At 62.7% G+C, this 20,935-nt stretch carries 19 protein-coding genes; 15 read left to right on the top strand and 4 right to left on the bottom strand.

Translation table 11 applies throughout. The annotated features are described in order from the left end of the window. Positions 1-438 precede the first annotated feature (438 nt). Both AC1DCM_RS16260 and AC1DCM_RS16265 read left to right on the top strand, forming a co-directional pair. Positions 439-2,250 (top strand): proline--tRNA ligase, encoded by a 1,812-nt coding sequence (locus AC1DCM_RS16260; protein ID WP_477519015.1) that lies wholly within the window; start codon positions 439-441, stop codon positions 2,248-2,250. After that, positions 2,247-3,041: a sulfite exporter TauE/SafE family protein gene (locus AC1DCM_RS16265; protein WP_477519016.1), complete on the top strand. Its 795-nt coding sequence runs from the start codon at positions 2,247-2,249 to the stop codon at positions 3,039-3,041. The genes AC1DCM_RS16260 and AC1DCM_RS16265 overlap by 4 nt, the downstream gene beginning before the upstream one ends. Here AC1DCM_RS16265 and AC1DCM_RS16270 read toward each other — a convergent pair. The 3 genes from AC1DCM_RS16270 to AC1DCM_RS16280 form a co-directional block, all read right to left on the bottom strand. Next, positions 3,034-4,032: an aminoglycoside phosphotransferase family protein gene (locus AC1DCM_RS16270; RefSeq protein WP_477519073.1), complete on the bottom strand. Its 999-nt coding sequence runs from the start codon at positions 4,030-4,032 to the stop codon at positions 3,034-3,036. The two genes, AC1DCM_RS16265 and AC1DCM_RS16270, sit on opposite strands and share 8 nt — an antisense overlap. Positions 4,033-4,081: 49 nt before the next feature. Continuing rightward, entirely contained in the window at positions 4,082-4,810 is a 729-nt protein-coding gene (locus AC1DCM_RS16275; protein WP_477519017.1) for a VIT1/CCC1 transporter family protein, read from the bottom strand. Between the two features lie 120 nt (positions 4,811-4,930). After that, entirely contained in the window at positions 4,931-6,082 is a 1,152-nt protein-coding gene (locus AC1DCM_RS16280) for a ferritin-like domain-containing protein (RefSeq protein ID WP_477519018.1), read from the bottom strand. A 30-nt stretch (positions 6,083-6,112) separates the two neighbouring features. Here AC1DCM_RS16280 and AC1DCM_RS16285 point away from each other — a divergent pair, with 30 nt between their 5' ends. From AC1DCM_RS16285 to AC1DCM_RS16310, 6 genes are all read left to right on the top strand, one after another. Beyond that, positions 6,113-6,724 carry a ribosome maturation factor RimP gene (locus tag AC1DCM_RS16285; protein ID WP_224092279.1) on the top strand — a complete coding sequence of 204 codons (612 nt, stop codon included), beginning with the start codon at positions 6,113-6,115 and terminating at the stop codon, positions 6,722-6,724. Then, complete coding sequence (gene nusA / locus AC1DCM_RS16290) at positions 6,724-7,704, top strand: transcription termination factor NusA (RefSeq protein ID WP_442005762.1); 981 nt, start codon at positions 6,724-6,726, stop codon at positions 7,702-7,704. The genes AC1DCM_RS16285 and nusA overlap by 1 nt, the downstream gene beginning before the upstream one ends. 194 nt (positions 7,705-7,898) lie before the next feature. Continuing rightward, positions 7,899-8,240, top strand: coding sequence for a YlxR family protein (locus tag AC1DCM_RS16295; RefSeq protein WP_442005763.1), 342 nt, complete (start codon positions 7,899-7,901; stop codon positions 8,238-8,240). A gap of 152 nt (positions 8,241-8,392) precedes the next feature. Continuing rightward, entirely contained in the window at positions 8,393-11,281 is a 2,889-nt protein-coding gene (gene infB, locus AC1DCM_RS16300) for a translation initiation factor IF-2 (protein WP_477519019.1), read from the top strand. Between the two features lie 77 nt (positions 11,282-11,358). Then, the gene (rbfA, locus tag AC1DCM_RS16305) at positions 11,359-11,871 is read left to right on the top strand and encodes a 30S ribosome-binding factor RbfA (RefSeq protein ID WP_477519020.1); all 513 of its coding nucleotides are present in this window, start codon (positions 11,359-11,361) and stop codon (positions 11,869-11,871) included. Positions 11,872-11,959: 88 nt separating this feature from the next. After that, positions 11,960-12,457 carry a nucleoside deaminase gene (locus tag AC1DCM_RS16310; protein ID WP_477519021.1) on the top strand — a complete coding sequence of 166 codons (498 nt, stop codon included), beginning with the start codon at positions 11,960-11,962 and terminating at the stop codon, positions 12,455-12,457. Positions 12,458-12,463: 6 nt separating this feature from the next. On the opposite strand, the gene AC1DCM_RS16315 is transcribed toward AC1DCM_RS16310, so the two are convergent. Next, complete coding sequence (locus AC1DCM_RS16315) at positions 12,464-13,618, bottom strand: pyridoxal phosphate-dependent aminotransferase (RefSeq protein WP_477519022.1); 1,155 nt, start codon at positions 13,616-13,618, stop codon at positions 12,464-12,466. Between the two features lie 34 nt (positions 13,619-13,652). Between AC1DCM_RS16315 and truB the strand changes: the two genes are divergently transcribed. The 7 genes from truB (at position 13,653) to AC1DCM_RS16350 (ending at position 20,840) form a co-directional block, all read left to right on the top strand. Continuing rightward, positions 13,653-14,603 (top strand): tRNA pseudouridine(55) synthase TruB, encoded by a 951-nt coding sequence (truB, locus tag AC1DCM_RS16320; protein WP_477519074.1) that lies wholly within the window; start codon positions 13,653-13,655, stop codon positions 14,601-14,603. A gap of 2 nt (positions 14,604-14,605) precedes the next feature. Continuing rightward, positions 14,606-14,959 (top strand): hypothetical protein, encoded by a 354-nt coding sequence (locus tag AC1DCM_RS16325; protein ID WP_442005769.1) that lies wholly within the window; start codon positions 14,606-14,608, stop codon positions 14,957-14,959. A 20-nt stretch (positions 14,960-14,979) separates the two neighbouring features. Then, positions 14,980-15,435 (top strand): hypothetical protein, encoded by a 456-nt coding sequence (locus AC1DCM_RS16330; RefSeq protein WP_477519023.1) that lies wholly within the window; start codon positions 14,980-14,982, stop codon positions 15,433-15,435. Positions 15,436-15,502: 67 nt separating this feature from the next. Further along, the gene (locus tag AC1DCM_RS16335) at positions 15,503-16,486 is read left to right on the top strand and encodes a bifunctional riboflavin kinase/FAD synthetase (protein WP_442017041.1); all 984 of its coding nucleotides are present in this window, start codon (positions 15,503-15,505) and stop codon (positions 16,484-16,486) included. Between the two features lie 158 nt (positions 16,487-16,644). Continuing rightward, the gene (gene rpsO / locus AC1DCM_RS16340) at positions 16,645-16,914 is read left to right on the top strand and encodes a 30S ribosomal protein S15 (protein WP_442005772.1); all 270 of its coding nucleotides are present in this window, start codon (positions 16,645-16,647) and stop codon (positions 16,912-16,914) included. Positions 16,915-17,158: 244 nt separating this feature from the next. Next, positions 17,159-19,408, top strand: a complete 2,250-nt coding sequence (locus AC1DCM_RS16345) for a polyribonucleotide nucleotidyltransferase (RefSeq protein WP_431119461.1) — start codon at positions 17,159-17,161, stop codon at positions 19,406-19,408. Between the two features lie 88 nt (positions 19,409-19,496). Continuing rightward, positions 19,497-20,840 carry a M16 family metallopeptidase gene (locus tag AC1DCM_RS16350; RefSeq protein WP_477519024.1) on the top strand — a complete coding sequence of 448 codons (1,344 nt, stop codon included), beginning with the start codon at positions 19,497-19,499 and terminating at the stop codon, positions 20,838-20,840. Positions 20,841-20,935 lie beyond the last annotated feature (95 nt).

Below are 20,935 nucleotides of genomic sequence, written 5' to 3' on the forward strand. Positions count from 1 at the left end.
CGCGGTCAATAGGCCTTTGGCATCAAAATCCTTGAAAACGTGTCCGCTATCACATAGGTTTTTCCCAAGCCGTGTCGATGGGGCACGGGTGGTTACAGGGGGAATCATGGCAAAAACCTTGAAGGATGCCTTTGGCAGCCGCACCATCCGTGAGCTCGGCAGTCACCAATGCTTCCCAGTCGCAGGCGATCCCGTTCCGCTGGAGGGAACGGGGGACTAGTCCCCGGACAGAGTCTGCGGCCGGCCGGCCGCTGAGCCACGCCATCGCAGGATGACCAGCCGAACTTTGGCCAGGGGCTTCCATACGCGACGGCGTGGCTCTTCTCTGTGCTGAGCTGTTCCGTGCTGAGCCATTCTGTGCTGAGCCGCCCGCCGGCAGCCGGTAGATTAGTAGACAGTTGTTTTTGCCACATCTGCCATAGAAACGGATACGTACCCGTGGTCCTTCGCCTTTCCCAGTTGTTCCTGCGCACCCTGCGTGAAGATCCCGTCGACGCCGAGGTCGCCAGCCACAAGCTCCTGGTCCGGGCCGGTTACATCCGCCGTGCCGCGCCTGGCATTTACACGTGGCTGCCGCTGGGACTGAGCGTCCTGCGCAAGGTGGAGGAGATCATCCGGCAGGAAATGTCCGCCATTGGCGCGCAGGAAGTCCACTTCCCGGCACTGCTGCCGCGCGAACCTTACGAGGCCACCAACCGCTGGACCGAGTACGGGGAGGGCCTGTTCCGGCTTCAGGACCGCAAGGGTGCCGACTACCTCTTGGCTCCGACGCATGAAGAAATGTTCACGCTCCTGGTCAAGGACCTGTACTCCTCGTACAAGGACCTGCCGTTGAGCCTGTACCAGATCCAGAACAAGTACCGCGATGAAGCGCGCCCCCGCGCAGGTCTCCTCCGTGGGCGCGAATTCATCATGAAGGATTCTTACTCCTTCGACGTTGACGACGCCGGCTTGGACGCAAGCTACGCCGCCCACCGCGCCGCATACCTGAAGATCTTCGAACGCCTGGGCTTGGAAGTCATTCCGGTTGCTGCCACCGCAGGTGCCATGGGTGGCTCCAAGAGCGAAGAATTCCTCTTCCCCACCGAGATCGGCGAGGACACCTTTGTGCGCTCGGCCGGCGGCTACTACGCCAACGTCGAGGCAGTCACCACGGTTGTCCCTGAGGATATTGATTTCACGGACGCGCCGGCTGCCCAGGTTCTGGACACACCGAACACACCGACCATCGAGACACTGGTTGACGCAGCCAACCAGCTCGCACCCCGCAGCGAGGCCGACGGCGGCGCCTGGACTGCCGCTGACACGCTGAAGAACGTCGTCCTCGCCGTGACTCTCCCCACTGGTGAACGCCAGATCGTCGTCCTCGGCGTTCCGGGTGACCGTGCGGTGGATCTCAAGCGGGTGGAGGCGAACATCGGATCGTTCCTGCCCATCGCGGGCGAGATCGGCCTGGAAGCAGCCAACGAGGAAGACCTCAAGAAGCTGCCGTGGTTGGTCAAGGGCTACATCGGCCCTGGTTTGTCCCTGGACGAACAAGTGCTGGGCCTGGAAGGGTCCTCCACACTGCTGTTCCTCGTGGATCCCCGCGTCGTGTCCGGCACAACCTGGGTGACGGGCGCCAACGTTGATGGCAAGCATGTCTTCGGACTGGTAGCGGGCCGCGACTTCACCTGGGACGGCGTCATCGAATGCACCGACGTCCGGGCAGGGGATCCGGCACCGGACGGCTCCGGGCCGCTTGAAACTGCCCGTGGCATCGAAATGGGCCACATTTTCCAGCTCGGACGCAAGTACGCCGAGGCGCTGGACCTGAAGGTGCTGGACCGGAACGGCAAGCAGGTTGTCGTCACCATGGGCTCCTATGGTGTTGGTGTCACGCGTGCTGTCGCAGCCCTTGCCGAAGCCAACCATGACGACCGCGGCCTGGTGTGGCCACGCTCGGTGGCTCCGGCCGATGTACACGTTGTGGCTGTGGGCCGCGGTGACGAAATTTTCGAAGCCGCAGAGAAGCTATCGGCGGAACTCGAGGCTGCAGGCCTCGACGTCATCTTTGATGACCGGCCCAAGGTTTCTCCCGGCGTCAAGTTTGGCGATGCCGAACTCGTCGGCGTGCCCACTATCCTGGCCGTCGGCCGTGGACTTGTGGACGGTGTAGTGGAGATCAAGGACCGTCGCAGTGGTGAAGCCGAGAACATCTCGGTGGAGAAGGCCGTGGATTACGTGGTCAACGCTGTCCGTAACCGGTGATTTCCGGCTTCGAGACCATCCAGCTCACCACCATCATCCTGATTGTGGTGGCTGGATTCGCAGCCGGCTGGGTTGACGCGGTAGTAGGAGGCGGGGGGCTGATCCAGCTCCCCGCACTTCTGCTGGTACCTGGCATCACTCCAGTCCAGGCACTGGCCACGAACAAGATGGGTTCCATCTTCGGCACTACCACCAGTGCCACCACCTATTACAGGCGGGTGGGACCGGACCTCAAGACGGCAATACCCATGGCGGTGATTGCGCTGGCGGGGAGCTTTGGCGGTGCCATCCTTGCTGCATCGCTGCCGGCCAGCGTTTTCAAGCCCATCATTGTGGTGGCGCTGATCGCCGTCGCGATTTTCACGGCACTTCGCCCCAGCGCGGGCGAGCTGACGGCTCTGCGGCACGATGGGCACAAGCACTATGTGGTGGCTTGCCTGATCGGTGCCGTGATCGGTTTTTACGATGGCCTGATCGGTCCCGGTACGGGGTCATTCCTGGTGATCGCCTTGGTCTCGGCCATGGGTTACGCCTTCCTTGAAGCCAGCGCAAAGGCCAAGATCGTCAACATGGCCACCAACGCCGGTGCCCTGATTTTCTTCCTCCCTCACGGTTCCCTGTTGTGGGGAGTGGGCCTGGTGCTGGGGTTCGCGAATATGGCGGGCGGATATCTGGGTGCCCGGACAGCCGTAGCCAGGGGGAGCGGGTTTGTACGGATCGTGTTCCTGATCGTCGTGGCGGCGCTGATCATCAAGCTCGGCATGGACGTCTGGAACGATAACTTCAGCTGATTGCGTCCCCGGGCCCGGGCAAATCATGTGCTGCTGGAAGTCCTTCCAGTGTCCTGCCCGCCAGCGTGCTTGCCACCCACAAGGAACGGGCCAGATCGCCTTCGTGACCTCGTTTTCCCGCGTACCATAGGGCGTTGTCCACTTCGCGGGCAATGCTCCACTGTCGCGCGACCTCCGGATCAAGCCCAGCGGCGAGGCTGAAATCCCGGCATCGCTCCCGCAGGGCAGATGCAGGATCGCGGCGTGACAGATCCTTGATCCGGTTCCACAGAACAGGCGCCACCGCAAATTCGGCCTCACCGATCTGCGGCTGCGGATCGATGGCCAAGTATTCGCCGCGATCAGGGTCCAAGGTGCCGAGGATGTTCATGAAATGCAGATCGGTGTGCACCAGGACGTCCCTGCCGGATCGGCGGCCCACAGCACCGCGGGTCTGGCACACTTCCAGCGCGGCCTCCAAGAGCCATCGCGGGAAGGGCCGGTCCTGCCGCTCCCACTCAGAAGGCATTTCGTCGCTCCAGCGCTCGGCCGTGGCAGCGATGTGATCGAATCCCCGCCACTCGGGACGATCATCAGGGGTAATGGAAAGCTCGCGCATGATCTCACCCCAGACCTGCCGGGCCTCATCCATGGGGACATCCTGTAGCCAACAGGACGCGTCGAGGCGTTCCAGCAGCATAGAGCAACTGGCGGTGTCGGCAGCCAGGAGCCGGACAGCTCCGTGGCCACCCCACAGGGCCAAGGCATGGCGCTCCACGAGAGCTTCCTCATGCGGATAGGCGATCTTCAGCGCAGCCTGCCTGCTGTGCTGGAGAACGGGCACAACCAAGGCTCCGTGTCCGTTCCACGGCTCTTCACCGGGTGYGAGGTCCACGGACAACTGCCAACGGTCCAAAGCCTCACGGATAAGCCCCGGAAGGCTCGCCAGCCAGTCCCGCCCCGCAGAATCGCGGTTGTATCGGGCGTGGAGGTCGCCCGGAATCGGAATCATGGCGTGAAGGGTCACGCCATCAGCCTAGCTCTGCCCGGCGGTACTACCCTCAGAAAACGCCGCTGGCGCCCAAGAGGCTTCCGATCGAGAACGTGGCTGCAAGCGCCAAGGCTCCGCCCAGCACCACCCGGGCCGCTGCGCGGAACCTGGGTGCCCCACCAATCCAGGCCCCCAGGGCTCCCGTGATCGCGAGAGCCAGCAGGACGGCAGCGAACGTCAGTGGAACCCGCATTGCGGGGGGAGGGAGCAGGATGGCCAGCATGGGAAGCACGGCGCCCAGGGTAAATGCCACTGCCGAGGCAAAGGCGGCGTTCCACGGACTCACGATGTCGTCTTCGTGGATATTGAGCTCGGCGGACAAGTGCGCCGCAAGGGCATCGTGCTTCGTGAGTTCTTCGGCCACTGTCCGGGCGGTCCGCGGTGTGAGCCCCTTCGCCTGGTAGATCGCGGCAAGCTCCTCGAGTTCTTCCTCCGGCTGTTCGGCGAGTTCCCGGCGTTCCTTCTCGATGAGCGACTTCTGCGTGTCGCTCTGGCTACTGACGGATACATACTCGCCCAACGCCATGGAAATGGCGCCACCCACCAGGCCAGCCGTACCAGCAGCGAGGATGCTGCCGGTGTTGGTCGTGGCACCGGCCACGCCGACGACGATCGCGGCGACGGAGACGATGCCGTCATTCGCCCCCAAAACTCCGGCGCGCAGCCAGTTCAGCCTATGGGCAAGGTCATCACGATGCGGTTCGTTCTCGTGCGTGGTAGCAGTTTCTGCGGAAGCCATGGTTCAAGCCAAGCACCGCCGGGCCGCCTTGGCCAGCATGGCTAGGCTCGCCTATCCCATCCGCCGCTTGGACTAACTGCGGTTGGTACTAACTGGGGCGTGGATTAACTGGGGCGTGGATTAACTGGGGGCGGGCGTCGGCAGGGGAGGCAAGTCATCGGCGTCGAACTCCAACCCCGGCAAAGCGGCCAGCGCGGCACCCCAGTGCAAGCTCCTGCGCACGGCCGCCAGCAGGCCGCTGGTGGCCCAGTCCCGGGTCTCTCCTGTCGACAGCGCGATGAGATCGCCAAATCCCTGCAGGGAGTCCGATTCCAGGGCTCCCAAGCCCGCGGCCGGGTCTTCAGCGAACTGTGCAGGCAACCTGTATCCGGCCTCCCGGGTAGGGACGTCGCCACAGTTACGGCGGGTCAAGGCCTCCGCTTGTTGAAGCAGACGCTCGTGCACCGCAAGATCCTTGGCGGCTTGGGCAGTTGCGCCAGCGTCCAATCGCTTCAGCGCCACCTGATAGATGTAGACGGCTTCTTGTTCTGTACGGACAGTGGCGGCCAAAGCCGCATCGGTGGTGGCAGCGGTTGCATCCGGGGTGGGGCTGATTGAAGGGCACTGGTGCACAGCCGGTGTAGTGGCAGGCGCGCTACCGCTCGACGTCGGCGACGGTACCGGCAGTTGCCACACCGCAGCCAGCTTTTCGCCCTGGAGAAGTTGGGCGGATCCGACGGCGGCGAGCAACCGGGCGATCCCGCCGTCGGCCTCGCGGGCGTCGTCCAGTCGTTGCCGCCCGCTGGCGGTCAGGCCAGCCACGACTGTAGCGGGCGTCGCTTGCTGGGCCGCATCATCCTCAGAAGGGTCATCTTTATCGCTTGCCGTCGAGGCTGCGGAGGTGGCAGCAGCTGCGGCAGAAGGTGGAAGGAGGGCCCGGGACTGTGTTGTCAGCAATGTCACAGCATCGTCCAGGGCGGGCGTTTGGGAACCAGATCCTCCAGCTGCCATCAATCCAGCAGCCGATTCCCGCAGCCCCTGAGTATCGGCGAAAGCGTCGGCGAGGGCAGACTCGGAGAATGAAACCGGAGGGGGAGTCCCGGAATCCCGCGGTAGAAGTACGATTCCCGTGCCCGCAACGAGCAGCGCAACCACGGAAATGAGAAGGAGCCGACCCCACGCTGGTGATTGTCGTTTTTCACTTGTCTGCTCGTCCACAACACACCATGGTGTCATGTGGACGGGAAACTCCGTGCACCATGTGCTGCCGAAAATCGTTAGGCTAGTAGTCACAACAACATCTATCGGGAGGCGGCGGGCAACGTGAGTGACTCGGAAGCCACGACTTCAACAGACCGTACTGAGTCGAATTCAACGGCCACCATCCACAACCCGGAAGAGCGCAGGCTAAAGGCGCTGCTCGAACCGGCAGTCCTTGCCAACAGGCTCTACCTCGAGGATGTTTCCATCCACGTTGCCGGTTCACACCGCACGGTCCACGTCGTCGTGGATCTTCCGCAGGAGGAGACCGGGGGCGTCAGCCTTGACGCCATCGCAGATGTCTCTCGTGGGTTGTCCGATATTCTGGACAACGATCCCCACGACGACGGCCGTCCTTACGACCTCGAAGTTTCTTCGCCAGGAGTAGGCCGTCCGCTGACGGAACCGCGCCACTGGCACAGGGCCCGCGGCCGCATGGTCAGGGTCAACGTCATCCAGGGTGAGAACGTCCTTGGCCGGATTGCGTCAGTAGATGACGCCGGTGTGACCCTCATTCCGGAGCACGAGGTCAAAAAGGGCATGAAGCCCAAACAGGGGGACCCCATCACTATTCCTTTCGACAGGATCCGTCACGGAAAAGTCGAGATTGAATTCAGCCACCTCCACGAGGCCGGGCTGGCAGACGAACACAATGGACCTTCCGAGGAGGCCTAATGGATATTGACATGAGCGCACTGAGACTCCTGGAGCGTGAGCGTGAAATCCCGCTGGACCTCCTGATTCCCACCATCGAGCAAGCGCTCCTGGTGGCCTATCACAAGACGCCCGGTGCCTTCGAGAAGGCCCGCGCCGAGCTGGACCGCAAGAGCGGCCACGTGACCATCTGGGCAACGGAAATCGACGATGACGGCGAGGCCATCGGGGAGTTCGAGGACACCCCGGCCGGTTTCGGCCGTATCGCTGCAAGCACGGCACGCCAGATCATCCTGCAGCGTCTTCGCGACGTTGAGGACGATAACGTATTAGGCGAATTCAAGGGTCGCGAAGGCGAACTCGTTGCCGGCATGATCCAGCAGGGCAATAACCCGCACATGATTCAGGTAAACCTTGGATCCGTGGAGGCCCTGTTGCCGCCACCCGAGCAGGTTCCTGGTGAGAAGTACATTCACGGCAGCAGGCTTCGTGCCTTCGTGGTGGATGTCCACCGTGGGGCGAAGGGCCCGTCCATTACGCTTTCGCGTTCGCACCCGGGCCTGGTCCGTAAGTTGTTCGAAATGGAAGTTCCGGAAATCGCGGACCGTTCCGTCGAGATCGTGGCACTTGCCCGGGAAGCCGGCCACCGCACCAAGATCGCCGTCAAAGCGAACATCCCCGGTGTCAACGCCAAGGGCGCTTGCATCGGCGAAATGGGCTCCCGCGTCCGTGCAGTCATGACCGAGCTGAACGACGAAAAGATCGACATCGTGGACTTCAGCGAGGACCCGGCAACCTTCATCGCCAACTCCTTGTCACCGTCCCGGGTGAATTCGGTCACTATCACGGACGAGGCAACTCGCTCGGCCCGTGTAGTTGTGCCCGACTACCAGCTCTCCTTGGCGATCGGCAAGGAAGGCCAGAATGCACGCCTCGCTGCGAAGCTGACCGGATGGCGGATCGATATCGTGTCCGACGCCGCCCCGGCCAAGACCGACTAACGATCGTTCCGGCGGCCTGGCCGCCGGGAGCCGCGCCGCGCTGGCGGTGTGGCCGGTTTCGGCTGTCCGGGGCCGGGGGGCTAGAATAGATGGAACCGGGCTTACGTCCGGTATCCGCGCGCTTTGACGTGCCTTATCTGCATGTGCAGGGTCGGCCGTCAGCGCAAGTTTGCAGAGGCAGGTAAGGACACGTCGTGGCTGAACTGCTTGAACGCGGCCATGGCCCTGTTCGTACCTGCATCGGATGCCGGAAGCAAGGCTCTCGGTCCGAGCTTGTCCGGCTGGTCGCCCAAGGCCGTGGTTCGTCCACTGTCCTTGTGGATGTTCGACGCCGGATGGCCGGCAGGGGTGCGTGGCTGCATCCCAGCGAAAAGTGCTTGGCATTGGCAATCAAGCGGCGTGCTTTCGGAAGGGCCCTTGCGGGCGCTACTGAAACAAGCGCCGTCGAAAGCTACTTCATGTCAGGCGCGCCACTTGTGGAGGCTCAGGCTGCCACAGGAAAACCGTCCAAACCTGAAAGCGGGTCAGAAAACTGATGGAAACCCGATGAGTTCCCAGCGATGAGTGCGTAACGATGACAACTTTGTTGCGCTCTGCAATGGGCCTTTTAGTCGCGCTGGCGGCAGGGGCCCGCAGTAAGAAGTAGACGGTTCGTGCCTGGCTCGGTGCGGACCGAGACAGGAGAAATGTGGCCAAGGTCCGCGTACATGAGCTCGCCAAAGAGCTCGGTATTACTTCCAAAGATGCAGTAACAAAACTGCAGGAATTGGGCGAATTCGTTCGCTCCGCCTCTTCCACCATTGAGGCCCCCGTCGTGAAGAAGCTTCGCGACGCTTACCCCGGTGCAGGCGCTGCAAAGGCAGCTGCCCCCGCACCTGCAGCCGCCCCCAAGGCTCCGGCTGCTCCCGCAACATCCCGTCCGGCCGCTCCGGCTCCGGGTCCGGCTGCACCAAAGGCTCCGGCTCCGGCAGCACCCGCCGCGGCTGCACCTGCCGCCCCCGCTGCATCTGCTCCTGCGGCGCCTGCCCCGGCAGCGCCCTCGGCTCCCGCGGTATCCACGACGCCGTTTTCGGCGAAGCCCGGTGCCCGTCCTGCTCCCAAGGCAGAGACTCCGGCTCCGTCCCGCCAGGGCGGCCAGGCTCCGCGTCCCGGCGGTCCCCGTCCGGGCAACAACCCCTTCGCTACGTCCCAGGGCATGCCCCGCGGCCGTGGTGGCGATGGCGAACGTCCGCCGCGTCCGGGCAACAACCCGTTTGCAACCTCACAGGGCATGCCCCGTGCAGGTGGCCGCAACGATGGCGAACGCCCCGGTGGTCCCCGCCCCGCAGCAGGTGCCGGTGGTCCCCGTCCCGCAGCAGGCAGCGGTGGTCCCCGTCCGGGTGCTCCGCGTCCCGGTGCACCCCGTCCCGGTGGTGCTCCGCGTCCGGCCGGCGGTCCCGGTGGTGGAAACCGTCCTACTCCGGGCATGATGCCCAACCGCACTGAGCGTCCGGCTCCCGGTGGCGCTGGTCGTCCCGGTGGCGCAGGCCGTCCGGGTGGCGGCGGACCGGGTCGTCCCGGTGGCGCACCAGGTGCAGGTACCGGTGGCGGCGCTCCCGCCGGCGGTGGCTTTGGCAAGGGTGGCCGCGGTCGCGGTGGTACCCAGGGTGCCTTCGGCAAGGGCGGCGCCGGTCGTGGCAAGCAGCGCAAGTCGAAGCGTGCGAAGCGCCAGGAACTGGAGCAGATGAGTGCTCCGTCGCTGGGCGGCGTATCAGTACCCCGCGGCGATGGCGAGACCATTATCCGTCTGCGCCGTGGTTCGTCCATCACGGACTTTGCAGAGAAGATCGATGCGAACCCCGCGTCGCTCGTGACCGTTCTGTTCCACCTCGGTGAGATGGCAACGGCTACGCAGTCCCTCGACGAAGACACCTTTGGATTGCTTGGTGCCGAACTTGGCTACAAGCTCCAGGTTGTTTCGCCGGAAGACGAAGAGCGCGAGCTGCTGGACCAGTTCGACATCAACATCCAGGACGAGCTCGACGCCGAGGGTGACGATGTCCTCGAGGCACGCCCGCCGGTTGTCACCGTCATGGGTCACGTTGACCACGGTAAGACCCGCCTGCTTGATGCCATCCGCAACTCCAACGTTGTGGCCGGCGAGCACGGTGGAATCACCCAGCACATCGGTGCTTACCAGATCAGCCACATCCACGAGGGCACGGCCCGCGACATCACGTTCATTGACACCCCCGGTCACGAGGCCTTCACGGCCATGCGTGCACGTGGTGCCAAGGTCACCGACATCGCGATCCTGGTTGTTGCAGCCGACGACGGCGTTATGCCGCAGACGGTGGAAGCACTCAACCACGCCCAGGCAGCCAACGTGCCGATCGTCGTCGCAGTGAACAAGATCGACAAGGAAGGCGCCAACCCTGACAAGGTCAAGGGGCAGCTCACCGAGTACGGTCTGGTTCCCGAAGAATACGGTGGCGACACCATGTTCGTTGAGGTTTCTGCCCGCCAGAACCTCAACATCGATGAACTGATCGACGCCGTCCTGCTGACGGCCGACGCCGCACTGGACCTGCGTGCCAACCCGGACAAGGACGCTCGAGGCATTGCCATTGAAGCGAACCTGGACAAGGGCCGCGGTTCCGTGGCCACCGTTCTGGTGCAGTCCGGTACCTTGGCCGTGGGTGACACGATCGTGGCCGGTACGGCTCACGGCCGCGTCCGTGCCATGTTCGACGAGAACGGCGAGGCACTCGATGTCGCACTGCCGTCCCGCCCGGTCCAGGTCCTCGGCCTGTCCAACGTGCCGCGTGCAGGTGACACCTTCCTGGTGACGCCGGACGAGCGTACGGCCCGCCAGATCGCCGAGAAGCGTGAAGCTGCCGACCGCAACGCCGCACTGGCGAAGCGTCGCAAGCGCATCAGCCTGGAAGACTTTGACCAGGCCGTTGCTGAAGGCAAGATCGACACCCTCAACCTCATCCTCAAGGGTGACGTTTCCGGTGCCGTGGAAGCCCTCGAAGACGCCTTGCTCAAGATCGATGTCGGAGACGACGACGTTCAGCTCCGTGTCATCCACCGCGGTGTGGGTGCCATCACGCAGAACGACGTCAACCTGGCAACGGTGGACAACGCCATCATCATCGGCTTCAACGTCAAGCCGGCTGAGCGCGTCGCTGAACTGGCTGACCGTGAAGGCGTGGACATGCGCTTCTACTCCGTCATCTACGCAGCAATCGATGACATCGAGATGGCCCTCAAGGGCATGCTCAAGCCGGAGTACGAAGAAGTCCAGCTCGGTACTGCCGAGGTCCGCGAAGTCTTCCGTTCCTCCAAGTTCGGAAACATCGCCGGTTCGATCGTCCGCACGGGCATCATCCGCCGTAACACCAAGGCACGTGTTAGCCGCGACGGCAAGGTCATCGGTGACAACCTCACCGTTGAGACGCTCAAGCGCTTCAAGGATGACGCAACCGAAGTCCGTACCGACTTCGAGTGTGGTATCGGTCTTGGCTCGTTCAACGACATCTCCGAAGGCGACATCATCGAGACCTTCGAGATGCGCGAAAAGCCGCGCGTCTAGGTTCCGCTTGGAGCGGGTCCGTCGGGTAGCCCCGGCGGACCCGTTCCGTACACGTTTCTACTTTCCAGGAGGAAGTCATGGCCGATCCGGCACGCGCTGCCAAGTTGGCGCAGCGGATAAAGGTCGTCGTCGCCGAGGCCCTCGGCCGCAGGGTCAAGGACCCACGCGTCGAGTCCATCACGATCACGGACGCCCGCGTCACCAACGACCTTCAGCACGCCACCATTTACTACACCGTCTTTGGTGACGAGATTGCCCACGCGGATGCCGCCAGGGCATTGGAGAAGGCCAAGGGTGTGCTGCGACAGGAAGTCGGCCGCAACATCACTGTCCGGCTTACTCCCACCCTCGAGTTCGTTGCTGACCAGATTCCGGTCAATGCATCCAACCTTGAGGAGCTGCTCCGTGAAGCAAAGCGTCGCGACGCCGAGGTAGCCGCTTTGGCTGCCGGCGCCAAGCACGCAGGCGAGGCTGACCCCTATAAGGGCGAGGCTTCCGAGGGCTCCGAAGAAATCGACGAAGACGACTTCGACGAAGAAGAAATCGACCTCGCGGACGATGACGAACTCGACGAAGACGCCAACCGCTAAGAATCTTTTGAGTTTGTGTATACGTAATGCCCTTGGGACGCGTTCCCAGGGGCATTACGTGTGTACACAAACTCGCTAGTATCTGAACATGTCCGCGCACAACGCCCAGCAGCATGAGTTCCTGAAGCGTGATGAATTCCTGAATCGCGCCATACGGCTTGCCGTCCAGAACGTTTCCGACGGCGGTGGGCCGTTTGGCGCTGTTGTCGTCACGCCAGACGGCAGCGTCCATGAGGGTGTCAACCGCGTAACGCGAGACAACGATCCCACGGCGCATGCCGAAGTGGTGGCCATTCGCCGTGCCGCAGCGGATCTGGGCAGCTTCGATCTCAGCGGCTCGGTTCTCTATGCCAGTTGCGAGCCTTGCCCCTTGTGCCTCTCGGCCACACTCTGGGCCAGGATTGGCCGGGTGTATTTCGCTGCGGATCGGCACGGAGCCGCCAGGGCCGGTTTCGATGATGCCGTGTTCTACGAGTACTTCGCCGGTACGCGGCCTGAGCTGCTTCCTGTGGAACATGCGCCGGTAGCTGCCTCCGAGACACCCTTTGAGGCCTGGCGGAACAACACCGATCGCACCGACTACTAGCGGCCCTTACGGCCGGGCAGGAAGCCGGCTGACGCCGTCGAGCAGTTCCTGCTGATCGCCGCACAACGCAATCCGGATCCAATCCTCGCCGATCGAGCCAAAAGCAGTGCCTGGCGCGAAGGCGACACCCGAATCCGCCAGGAACGCGTGCACCCAGGCCCGGACGTCGCCGCCACTGACATGGGAGACATTGGCCCACAGGTAGAAAGCTCCCTGTGCGCCGAGGAAGGGGATGCCCTTGCCTTCCAGGATGGCGGAAGCGGCGTCACGGTTGCTCCTATAGTGGTTTCGCGCGTCCGTCACGTAGTCCTGGGGGCCGGTCAACGCGGCCAAGGCCGCATACTGCGATGGCGAAGCAACGCAGGAAACGATTGCTTCCATGACATTGTTCATCCTCTTTTCCATGCCCGGCGGGCAGATCAAGGCTCCGATTCGCAGGCCGGTGAGCCCGTAGGTCTTTGACAGTGTCAGTGATGTGAAGACGCGTGCCTCACCGGGGATGTCGCTATCGAAGCGGACAGGGCTGACATGCGGGACGTCAAAGGTGAAGGCTTCATAGCACTCATCAGAGATGATCCAGAGATCGTGCCGGACGGCGAGTTCCACGAGCTGCCGGGTCGCGTCCTCGCTGATGACGGCGCCCAGGGGGTTGGAGGGCGAGTTCAGCATGAGGACCCGGGTCTGCCCAGTGATAAGGGCTTCGATGTCCTCGATGTCCGGCTGGAAGTCGTTATGCGGATACAGAGGATACGGAACGGGCACCGCGTGGAGGAGCCGACTGGTCATGGCGAACGTGGGGTAGCCGGGGTTGGGCAGGAGGATTTCATCGCCGGGGGAGAGAAGCAGGCTCATGGCGAAGTGCAGGCCTTGTTGGGCTCCGTCCACTACGTAGACGCGTTCGGCACCGATATCCACGTGATGATGCTCACGGAATCTCTTGGCGAAGGCTTCGCGGAGCGCGGGAATTCCTGCGTTTGGGGTGTAGTTGGTTTCGTCCCGTTCAAGGCATGCTATTCCGGCGTCGAGGACGTGCCGTGGGAGCGCAAAGCCCGGCTCGCCGATGCTGAGCACGATCGCCCCGGGGGTGGTCCAGGCGGCCTCAGTGATTTCTCGGATCTGGTTCACGGGGACATCGCGGACGTGTGCGGCAAGCTCAGGCATGGGAGCTATCCTAGCCACCCATATACTGGTAAGCGTGCTTTCTGGACTGGTAATCGTTGACAAACCGCAGGGATGGACCAGCCATGATGTGGTTGGCCGGATGCGGCGGCTGGCCGGTACCCGGAAAGTGGGGCATGCTGGAACGCTTGATCCCATGGCTACAGGCGTGCTGGTCCTTGGGATCAACAAGGCCACACGTCTCCTGACCTACATTGTGGGAACGTCCAAGACGTATACGGCCACTATCAGGCTCGGCGAAACCACCATCACCGATGACGCCGAAGGCGAAGTTACCCAGGCGCGCAGCGCAGTGGAGGTCAGCGACGAAGCGATTGCTCAAGGCGTCGCCGCCCTCACGGGCCCCATCCAGCAGGTACCCAGCAGCGTCAGCGCGATCAAGGTCAACGGTGAACGCTCCTATGCCCGTGTCCGCTCCGGCGAAGAAGTCAAGCTTGCGGCCCGGCCCGTCATCATCCACCGCTTCGACATCCACTCCATCACCAGGATCGACGGCGGCCGGGTAGTCGACGTCGATGTCACCGTGGAATGTTCCTCCGGCACGTACATCCGGGCCTTGGCCCGCGACCTCGGCGTCGCCTTGGGCGTCGGCGGACATCTCACCGCATTGCGGAGGACGCAGGTGGGCCCTTACACGATCGACCAGGCGCGGACGCTGGAAGAACTCGCCGGGGAACTCGAAGTCCTGGACATGTCCCTTGCGGCGCGTTCCCTGATGCCCAACAGGGAATTGAGCGATCAGGAAACCACCGAGATCTCCTTTGGCAGACGCATCGCCGCAGGCCCTGGCGCCGGAACGCCGGCTGCTGCCACCGCTGAGAATCCTGCCGCAGCGTTCGCGCCGTCGGGAGAGCTGGTGGCACTGCTGGCCGATACGGGGAGCTTCGCGAAGCCTGTGTTGGTCTTTGCCCCCGGAACCGGCACCGGAACCGGAACCGGCACCGCCACAGTCGGCGAGGAAAAGTAGGCATGGACGGCTATTTCTACTCCATCCTTATTGTTGGTTTGGTATCCACGATCGCGTGCGTCGTGGCAGGTTTGATGAAGAAAGCCCCCAACGACGTCACAATCTTTTCCGTGTTGGCTGTGGAGCTGGCCCTGCTGGTCTACTTGGTTGGCTCGATTGTCCGCGTTGCCACGGGTGAACAAATGGCCGGCGAAGCCTGGGAGTTCTGGGGATACCTGATCACGGCGCTGATGATTCCGCTCGGGGCCGTGTACTGGGCAATCCTTGAACGGACCAGGTGGAGCAACTTCGTCCTGGCAGCGGTAGGCGTCACTGCGCTCGTCATGGCCGCCCGCATGAACCAGATCTGGTACTGACCTTGAAGGAAAAACGCAAAATGACTGGAACCGAGACTGAGGCAAATGCCGGCCGGACACCCCAAAAAGACACACGGAACACCGGCCCTGGGCGCTTGCTGATCGCGGTGTATGCCGTCTTCGCACTCTCGGCCACGGCCCGTGCCGGCTACCAGATTGCCACCAAGTTTGCCGAAGCTCCGCTGGCGCATATCCTCTCTGCTTTCGCCGCCGTCGTCTACGTCGTAGCGACCATCTCGCTGGCAAAACCGGGCCGCACATGGTTCAAAGTGTCGTTGGCCGCGGTACTCGTGGAATTCGTCGGAGTGCTGGTAGTTGGGGCCATAAGCCTGTTCGATCCGGTGGCCTTCCCGCATGACACTGTGTGGTCGCTGTTTGGACGCGGTTATGGTTTCGTCCCGCTCGTGCTGCCCATCCTTGGACTCCTGTGGTTGAACAAGAGGCGGCCGTCCAAGGCGAACAGCCACAACGGGTAACCTTAGAATGTTCCGGCGCCGGGAGGTTGCCGGACGGAACGAATATCTGCAGTAAAAGGCGAGGTTGATGGTCCACATCTGGAACGATCCCACCGAAGTCCCCGAGGACTTCGGACCAACAGTCGTTACCATCGGGAACTTTGACGGCGTCCATCGGGGCCACCAGCATGTTCTCGCGCAACTGACAAACACCGCCAAGCGCCACCACATCCCTTCAGTGGCCGTGACCTTTGATCCCCACCCCGCCCAGGTCCACCGCCCGGAGTCGGCCCCGGAGCTGATCATGGGCCTCCAGGACAAACTGGACGCCCTCGGCGAAACAGGCGTGGATGCCGTTCTGGTCATGAAGTACACGCTGGACCTCGCCTCCATGACGCCCATCGAGTTTGTCCGCCAAGTCCTCCTTGAGGGCCTTCATGCTGCGCACGTCGTGGTCGGCCACGACCTCCGCTTCGGTGCAGGGAATGTCGGCGACGTCGTCACCATGCAGGAACTCGGTGAGCAGTTGGGCTTTGGCGTCCAGGTGGTCAATGAGTATGGGGCAGGAGGCTTCCCGGTCCACGACGACGGCGACGCCGACCGCCGCTGCTCCTCCACCTGGGTTCGGGAAGCCTTGTCCGAAGGCGACGTCGTTACCGCTGCCGCCGTTCTGGGACGCCCCCACCGCATGCGCGGCGAGGTGGTTCATGGAGCAGCGCGCGGGAGGAACCTCGGTTTCCCCACTGCGAACCTTGCGCATGATTCCACGGGGTACGTACCGGCGGACGGTATCTATGCAGGCTGGTTGATAGACCAGTCCGGAACGCGGTGGCCCGCTGCCATTTCCGTCGGTTCCAACCCCACCTTCGACGGTGTGAGCCGTCAAGTGGAGGCCCACGTTATTGATCGTCCGGAGGAGAACGTGGAGGACTTCGACCTCTACGGACAGACTGTCGCGGTCGAATTTACCCAGCGCCTCCGCGGCATGGTGGCGTATCGCGGGCCCGAGGCGCTGGTGGAGCAGATGTGCCTGGATGTAGCGCAGGCACACGAGCTGCTGACCCAGCGCTAGCGGTATTTCGACAACAATGCTGACCTGCCGGTAAACTGTTACTGGATCCGGCTGCAGTCCGTGGCGGCTGGACCTGTTTTTGTGTGCGGAGACGCACCGGAAGCAACCCGTCAGCGAGGCGCTGCACCGGGAGGCACGGCACAACTCTAGGAGTTCACGTGGCACTTGACGCCGCTGTAAAGCAGTCCATCATCAAGGAATACGCAACCTCTGAAGGCGACACCGGTTCGCCCGAGGTCCAGGTTGCAGTCCTGACCCAGCGGATCAAGGATCTGACTGAGCACATGAAGGAGCACAAGCACGACTTCCACACCCAGCGCGGTCTGCTGGCCATGGTTGGTCGTCGCAAGCGCATGCTTACCTACCTGAAGAACACTGACATCGCCCGCTACCGTTCGCTCATCGAGCGCCTCGGCCTGCGCCGCTAGTCTGCCTTTGGGGGCGGCCCGGTCCCTCGCGGAACGGGCCGCCTTCTTCAAAAACAACTAAAAACAGGAAATCAACCGCATCGCGCATTCGCGGTCCTCGGTAGTGATTCCCGGGAGGGTCATCGGTGACGATGAAGCCCGTGGATCTCGATCGATGACCGGGTGTCGTACAGGCCAGGAATAAAGAAGAGGCCTGGGTTGATGCGGCGGACTTCCGCTAAATCAGAAACGGAGGTGACTCTCAATGGAGGGTCCCGAAATCCAGTTCTCCGAAGCGATTATTGACAACGGCCGTTTTGGCAAGCGTGTCATCCGCTTTGAAACCGGCCGCCTTGCCAAGCAGGCTGCCGGCGCTTCGATGGTCTACATCGACGAAGACACAGCACTCCTCTCGGCAACCACCGCAGGCAAGCAGCCGCGCGAAGGCTTCGACTTCTTCCCGTTGACGGTTGACGTCGAGGAGCGTATGTACGCTGCCGGCCGTATCCCGGGTTCGTTCTTCCGCCGTGAAGGCCGCCCGTCCACGGAAGCCATCCTGGCTTGCCGCCTCATGGACCGCCCGCTGCGCCCGGCCTTCGTCAAGGGCCTGCGCAACGAGGTCCAGATCGTCGTGACCGTCCTGGCGATCAACCCGGACGAGCTCTATGACGTCGTGGCGATCAACGCCTCCTCCATGTCCACCCAGCTCTCCGGCCTCCCGTTCTCCGGCCCGATCGGCGGCGTCCGCGTTGCCCTCATCGCCGACGAACAGGGTTCGCAGTGGGTTGCTTTCCCCAAGCACTCGCAGCTTGAGAACGCCGTGTTCAACATGGTTGTTGCCGGCCGCATTGCAGGTGACGACGTCGCCATCATGATGGTTGAAGCCGAAGCAACCGACAACTCCTGGAACCTCATCAAGGAACAGGGCGCAACTGCTCCCACCGAAGAAGTTGTTTCCGAGGGCCTCGAAGCCGCAAAGCCGTTCATCAAGGCTCTTTGCGAAGCCCAGGCCGATCTTGCTGCCCGTGCAGCGAAGCCGACCGTCGAGTTCCCGGTCTTCCTGGACTACCAGGACGACGTCTACGCAGCTGTGGAAGCCGCTGCTGCCGACAAGCTGGCTGCAGTCTTCCAGATCGCCGACAAGCAGGAGCGCGATAACGCATCCGACGAGCTCAAGGACGAAGTCCTGGGCGCACTCGCCGGAAACTTCGAAGGCCGTGAAAAGGAGCTGTCCGCAGCCTTCCGCTCGGTCACCAAGCACGTTGTCCGCCAACGCATCCTCAAGGACCAGGTCCGCATCGACGGCCGTGGCCTGACGGACATCCGCCAGCTGACCGCCGAGGTAGAGGTTCTGCCCCGCGTTCACGGCTCTGCCATCTTCGAACGTGGCGAGACCCAGATCATGGGCGTCACCACGCTGAACATGCTCAAGATGGAACAGCAGATCGACTCGCTGTCGCCGGTAACGCGCAAGCGCTACATGCACAACTACAACTTCCCGCCGTACTCCACCGGTGAGACTGGCCGCGTCGGTTCCCCGAAGCGCCGCGAAATCGGTCACGGCGCCCTCGCGGAACGCGCACTTGTGCCCGTTCTGCCTTCCCGTGAAGAGTTCCCGTACGCCATCCGCCAGGTATCCGAGGCCCTCGGTTCCAACGGTTCGACGTCCATGGGTTCGGTGTGTGCTTCGACGCTCTCCATGCTCAACGCTGGTGTGCCGCTGAAGGCAGCCGTTGCCGGTATCGCCATGGGCCTGGTTTCCGACCAAGTTGATGGCCAGACCCGCTACGCAGCCCTGACCGACATCCTCGGCGCCGAAGACGCATTCGGCGACATGGACTTCAAGGTTGCCGGTACGTCCGAGTTCGTCACGGCCATCCAGCTGGACACCAAGCTCGACGGCATCCCCGCTTCTGTGCTGGCAGCAGCGCTGAAGCAGGCCCGCGAAGCCCGCCTCCACATCCTCGAGGTCATCAACGCAGCGATCGACACGCCGGACGAGCTCTCCGAGTTCGCCCCCCGCGTCATCGCCGTCAAGATCCCCGTAGACAAGATCGGCGAGGTCATCGGCCCCAAGGGCAAGATGATCAACCAGATCCAGGAAGACACGGGCGCGGACATCTCCATCGAAGATGACGGCACGGTCTACATTGGCGCCACCAACGGTCCGTCTGCTGATGCAGCACGTTCCGCCATCAACGCCATCGCCAACCCGCAGGTACCGGAAATCGGTGAGCGCTACTTGGGCACGGTCGTCAAGACCACCACCTTCGGCGCTTTCGTTTCCCTTACCCCGGGCAAGGACGGCCTGCTGCACATCTCCGAGCTCCGCAAGCTGGCCAACGGCAAGCGCGTGGACAACGTTGATGACGTCGTCTCGGTGGGCCAGAAGGTCCAGGTCGAGATCACCAAGATCGACGACCGCGGAAAGCTTTCCCTCTCCCCGGTTGTCGCCGAGGAAGAAGGCGCAGCCTCCGAGGAAGCTCCGGAAGAAGCTGAAGTTTCCGCCGAGTAGTCTGTAAAGCAGTATCCGGCGGGGCCGGTGGGCTTGAAAAAGCACCACCGGCCCTTCCGGCCTTAACTCGAAAACCTGAAAGGTCTTAATGACTGTCGTACCCTTGCCGTTGGAGCAGACACTTCCCGGCGGCGAACTGATCCATGGTGCCGAGGGCGGTTCCGTCGTACGGCGTTCGGTCCTGCCGGGCGGCGTGCGTGTCCTCACCGAGGCAATGCCCGGGCAGCGCTCAGCCACCATCGGATTCTGGGTGGCAGTCGGTTCCCGCGATGAGGCCGATGGCCAGCATGGTTCTACGCACTTCCTGGAACACCTCCTGTTCAAGGGCACCAAGCGGCGCACCGCGCTGGAAATCGCTTCAGCCTTTGATGAGGTGGGTGGCGAGTCCAACGCTGCGACTGCCAAGGAAAGCACGTGCTACTTTGCCCGGGTGTTGGACTCGGATCTTCCCATGGCCATCGACGTCATCGCGGACATGATCACCGGGGCTGTCCTGGATCCGGCTGAGCTGGAACAGGAACGGGACGTCATTCTTGAAGAAATCGCAATGGACAGCGATGACCCAACAGACGTAGCCCACGAAAAATTCGTTGCAGCTGTACTCGGCAGCCACCCGCTCGCGCGTCCTATCGGTGGTACGCCGGACGCTATCAAAGCGGTTGCCAGGGACTCTGTCTGGGAGCACTACCAGCGCTATTACCGTCCGGAGGAACTAGTTATCACCGCGGCCGGCGGATTGGACCATGACGTCGTCTGCGATCTCGTACAGCGAGCTTTGGAAGCTGCAGGCTGGCAGTTGGATCCGGAAGCAGCTCCGGTAGATCGCAGGGCTACCAACCGCGCCGTGATCACCGGCACATCCGGCCTTCACGTGGTCAAGCGTCCCGTGGAGCAGGCAAACATCATCATGGGTTGCCCCACCATCGTGGCAACAGATGATCGCCGATTCGTCATGAGTGTGCTGAATGCGGTGCTGGGCGGGGGAATGTCTTCCAGGCTTTTCCAGGAGATCCGCGAGAAGCGCGGCCTTGTCTACTCCACGTATTCCTTCACAGCTGCTTATGCAGATGCAGGCTATTTCGGCATGTATGCGGGCTGCACACCGTCGAAAGTCCGCCAAGTGCTCGATCTTCTTGGCGTTGAGTTGGACAAGCTCGCCAAGGAGGGCATCACTGAGGAGGAACTCCGGAAGGCCGTGGGACAACTCAGCGGCGGCATCGTCCTCGCCCTCGAGGACACGGGCTCGCGTATGTCCCGACTCGGCCGGGCTGAACTCGTTTCCGGGGAGTTCCAGGATATTGACGAGACATTGGCACGGATCAAAGCGGTCACTGTGGACGAAGTCCAGGAACTCGCCCAGGAACTTGCCGCAGCTCCCCGCACGATCACCGTCGTCGGGCCGTTTGAAGAAAGCGAAACCTTCGGTCTCTAGGAGAAGCGCGTTCAGCTGGTCTACCATCTCTGGACTCACGCACGGTAAACAGGGCAGCATGATCATACGATCATGCTGCCCTGCTCACATTGGAG

This window comes from Paenarthrobacter sp. 10N417, from assembly GCF_056394745.1.

Coding starts and splice junctions, on each gene's coding strand:
- rbfA (WP_477519020.1), top strand. CDS start 11,359: ATGGCCGATCCGGCACGCGCTGCCAAGTTGGCGCAGCGGATAAAGGTC.
- AC1DCM_RS16315 (WP_477519022.1), bottom strand. CDS start 13,618: ATGCCTGAGCTTGCCGCACACGTCCGCGATGTCCCCGTGAACCAGATC.
- AC1DCM_RS16350 (WP_477519024.1), top strand. CDS start 19,497: ATGACTGTCGTACCCTTGCCGTTGGAGCAGACACTTCCCGGCGGCGAA.
- AC1DCM_RS16330 (WP_477519023.1), top strand. CDS start 14,980: ATGACTGGAACCGAGACTGAGGCAAATGCCGGCCGGACACCCCAAAAA.
- AC1DCM_RS16335 (WP_442017041.1), top strand. CDS start 15,503: ATGGTCCACATCTGGAACGATCCCACCGAAGTCCCCGAGGACTTCGGA.
- AC1DCM_RS16325 (WP_442005769.1), top strand. CDS start 14,606: ATGGACGGCTATTTCTACTCCATCCTTATTGTTGGTTTGGTATCCACG.
- AC1DCM_RS16345 (WP_431119461.1), top strand. CDS start 17,159: ATGGAGGGTCCCGAAATCCAGTTCTCCGAAGCGATTATTGACAACGGC.
- AC1DCM_RS16310 (WP_477519021.1), top strand. CDS start 11,960: ATGTCCGCGCACAACGCCCAGCAGCATGAGTTCCTGAAGCGTGATGAA.
- AC1DCM_RS16275 (WP_477519017.1), bottom strand. CDS start 4,810: ATGGCTTCCGCAGAAACTGCTACCACGCACGAGAACGAACCGCATCGT.
- nusA (WP_442005762.1), top strand. CDS start 6,724: ATGGATATTGACATGAGCGCACTGAGACTCCTGGAGCGTGAGCGTGAA.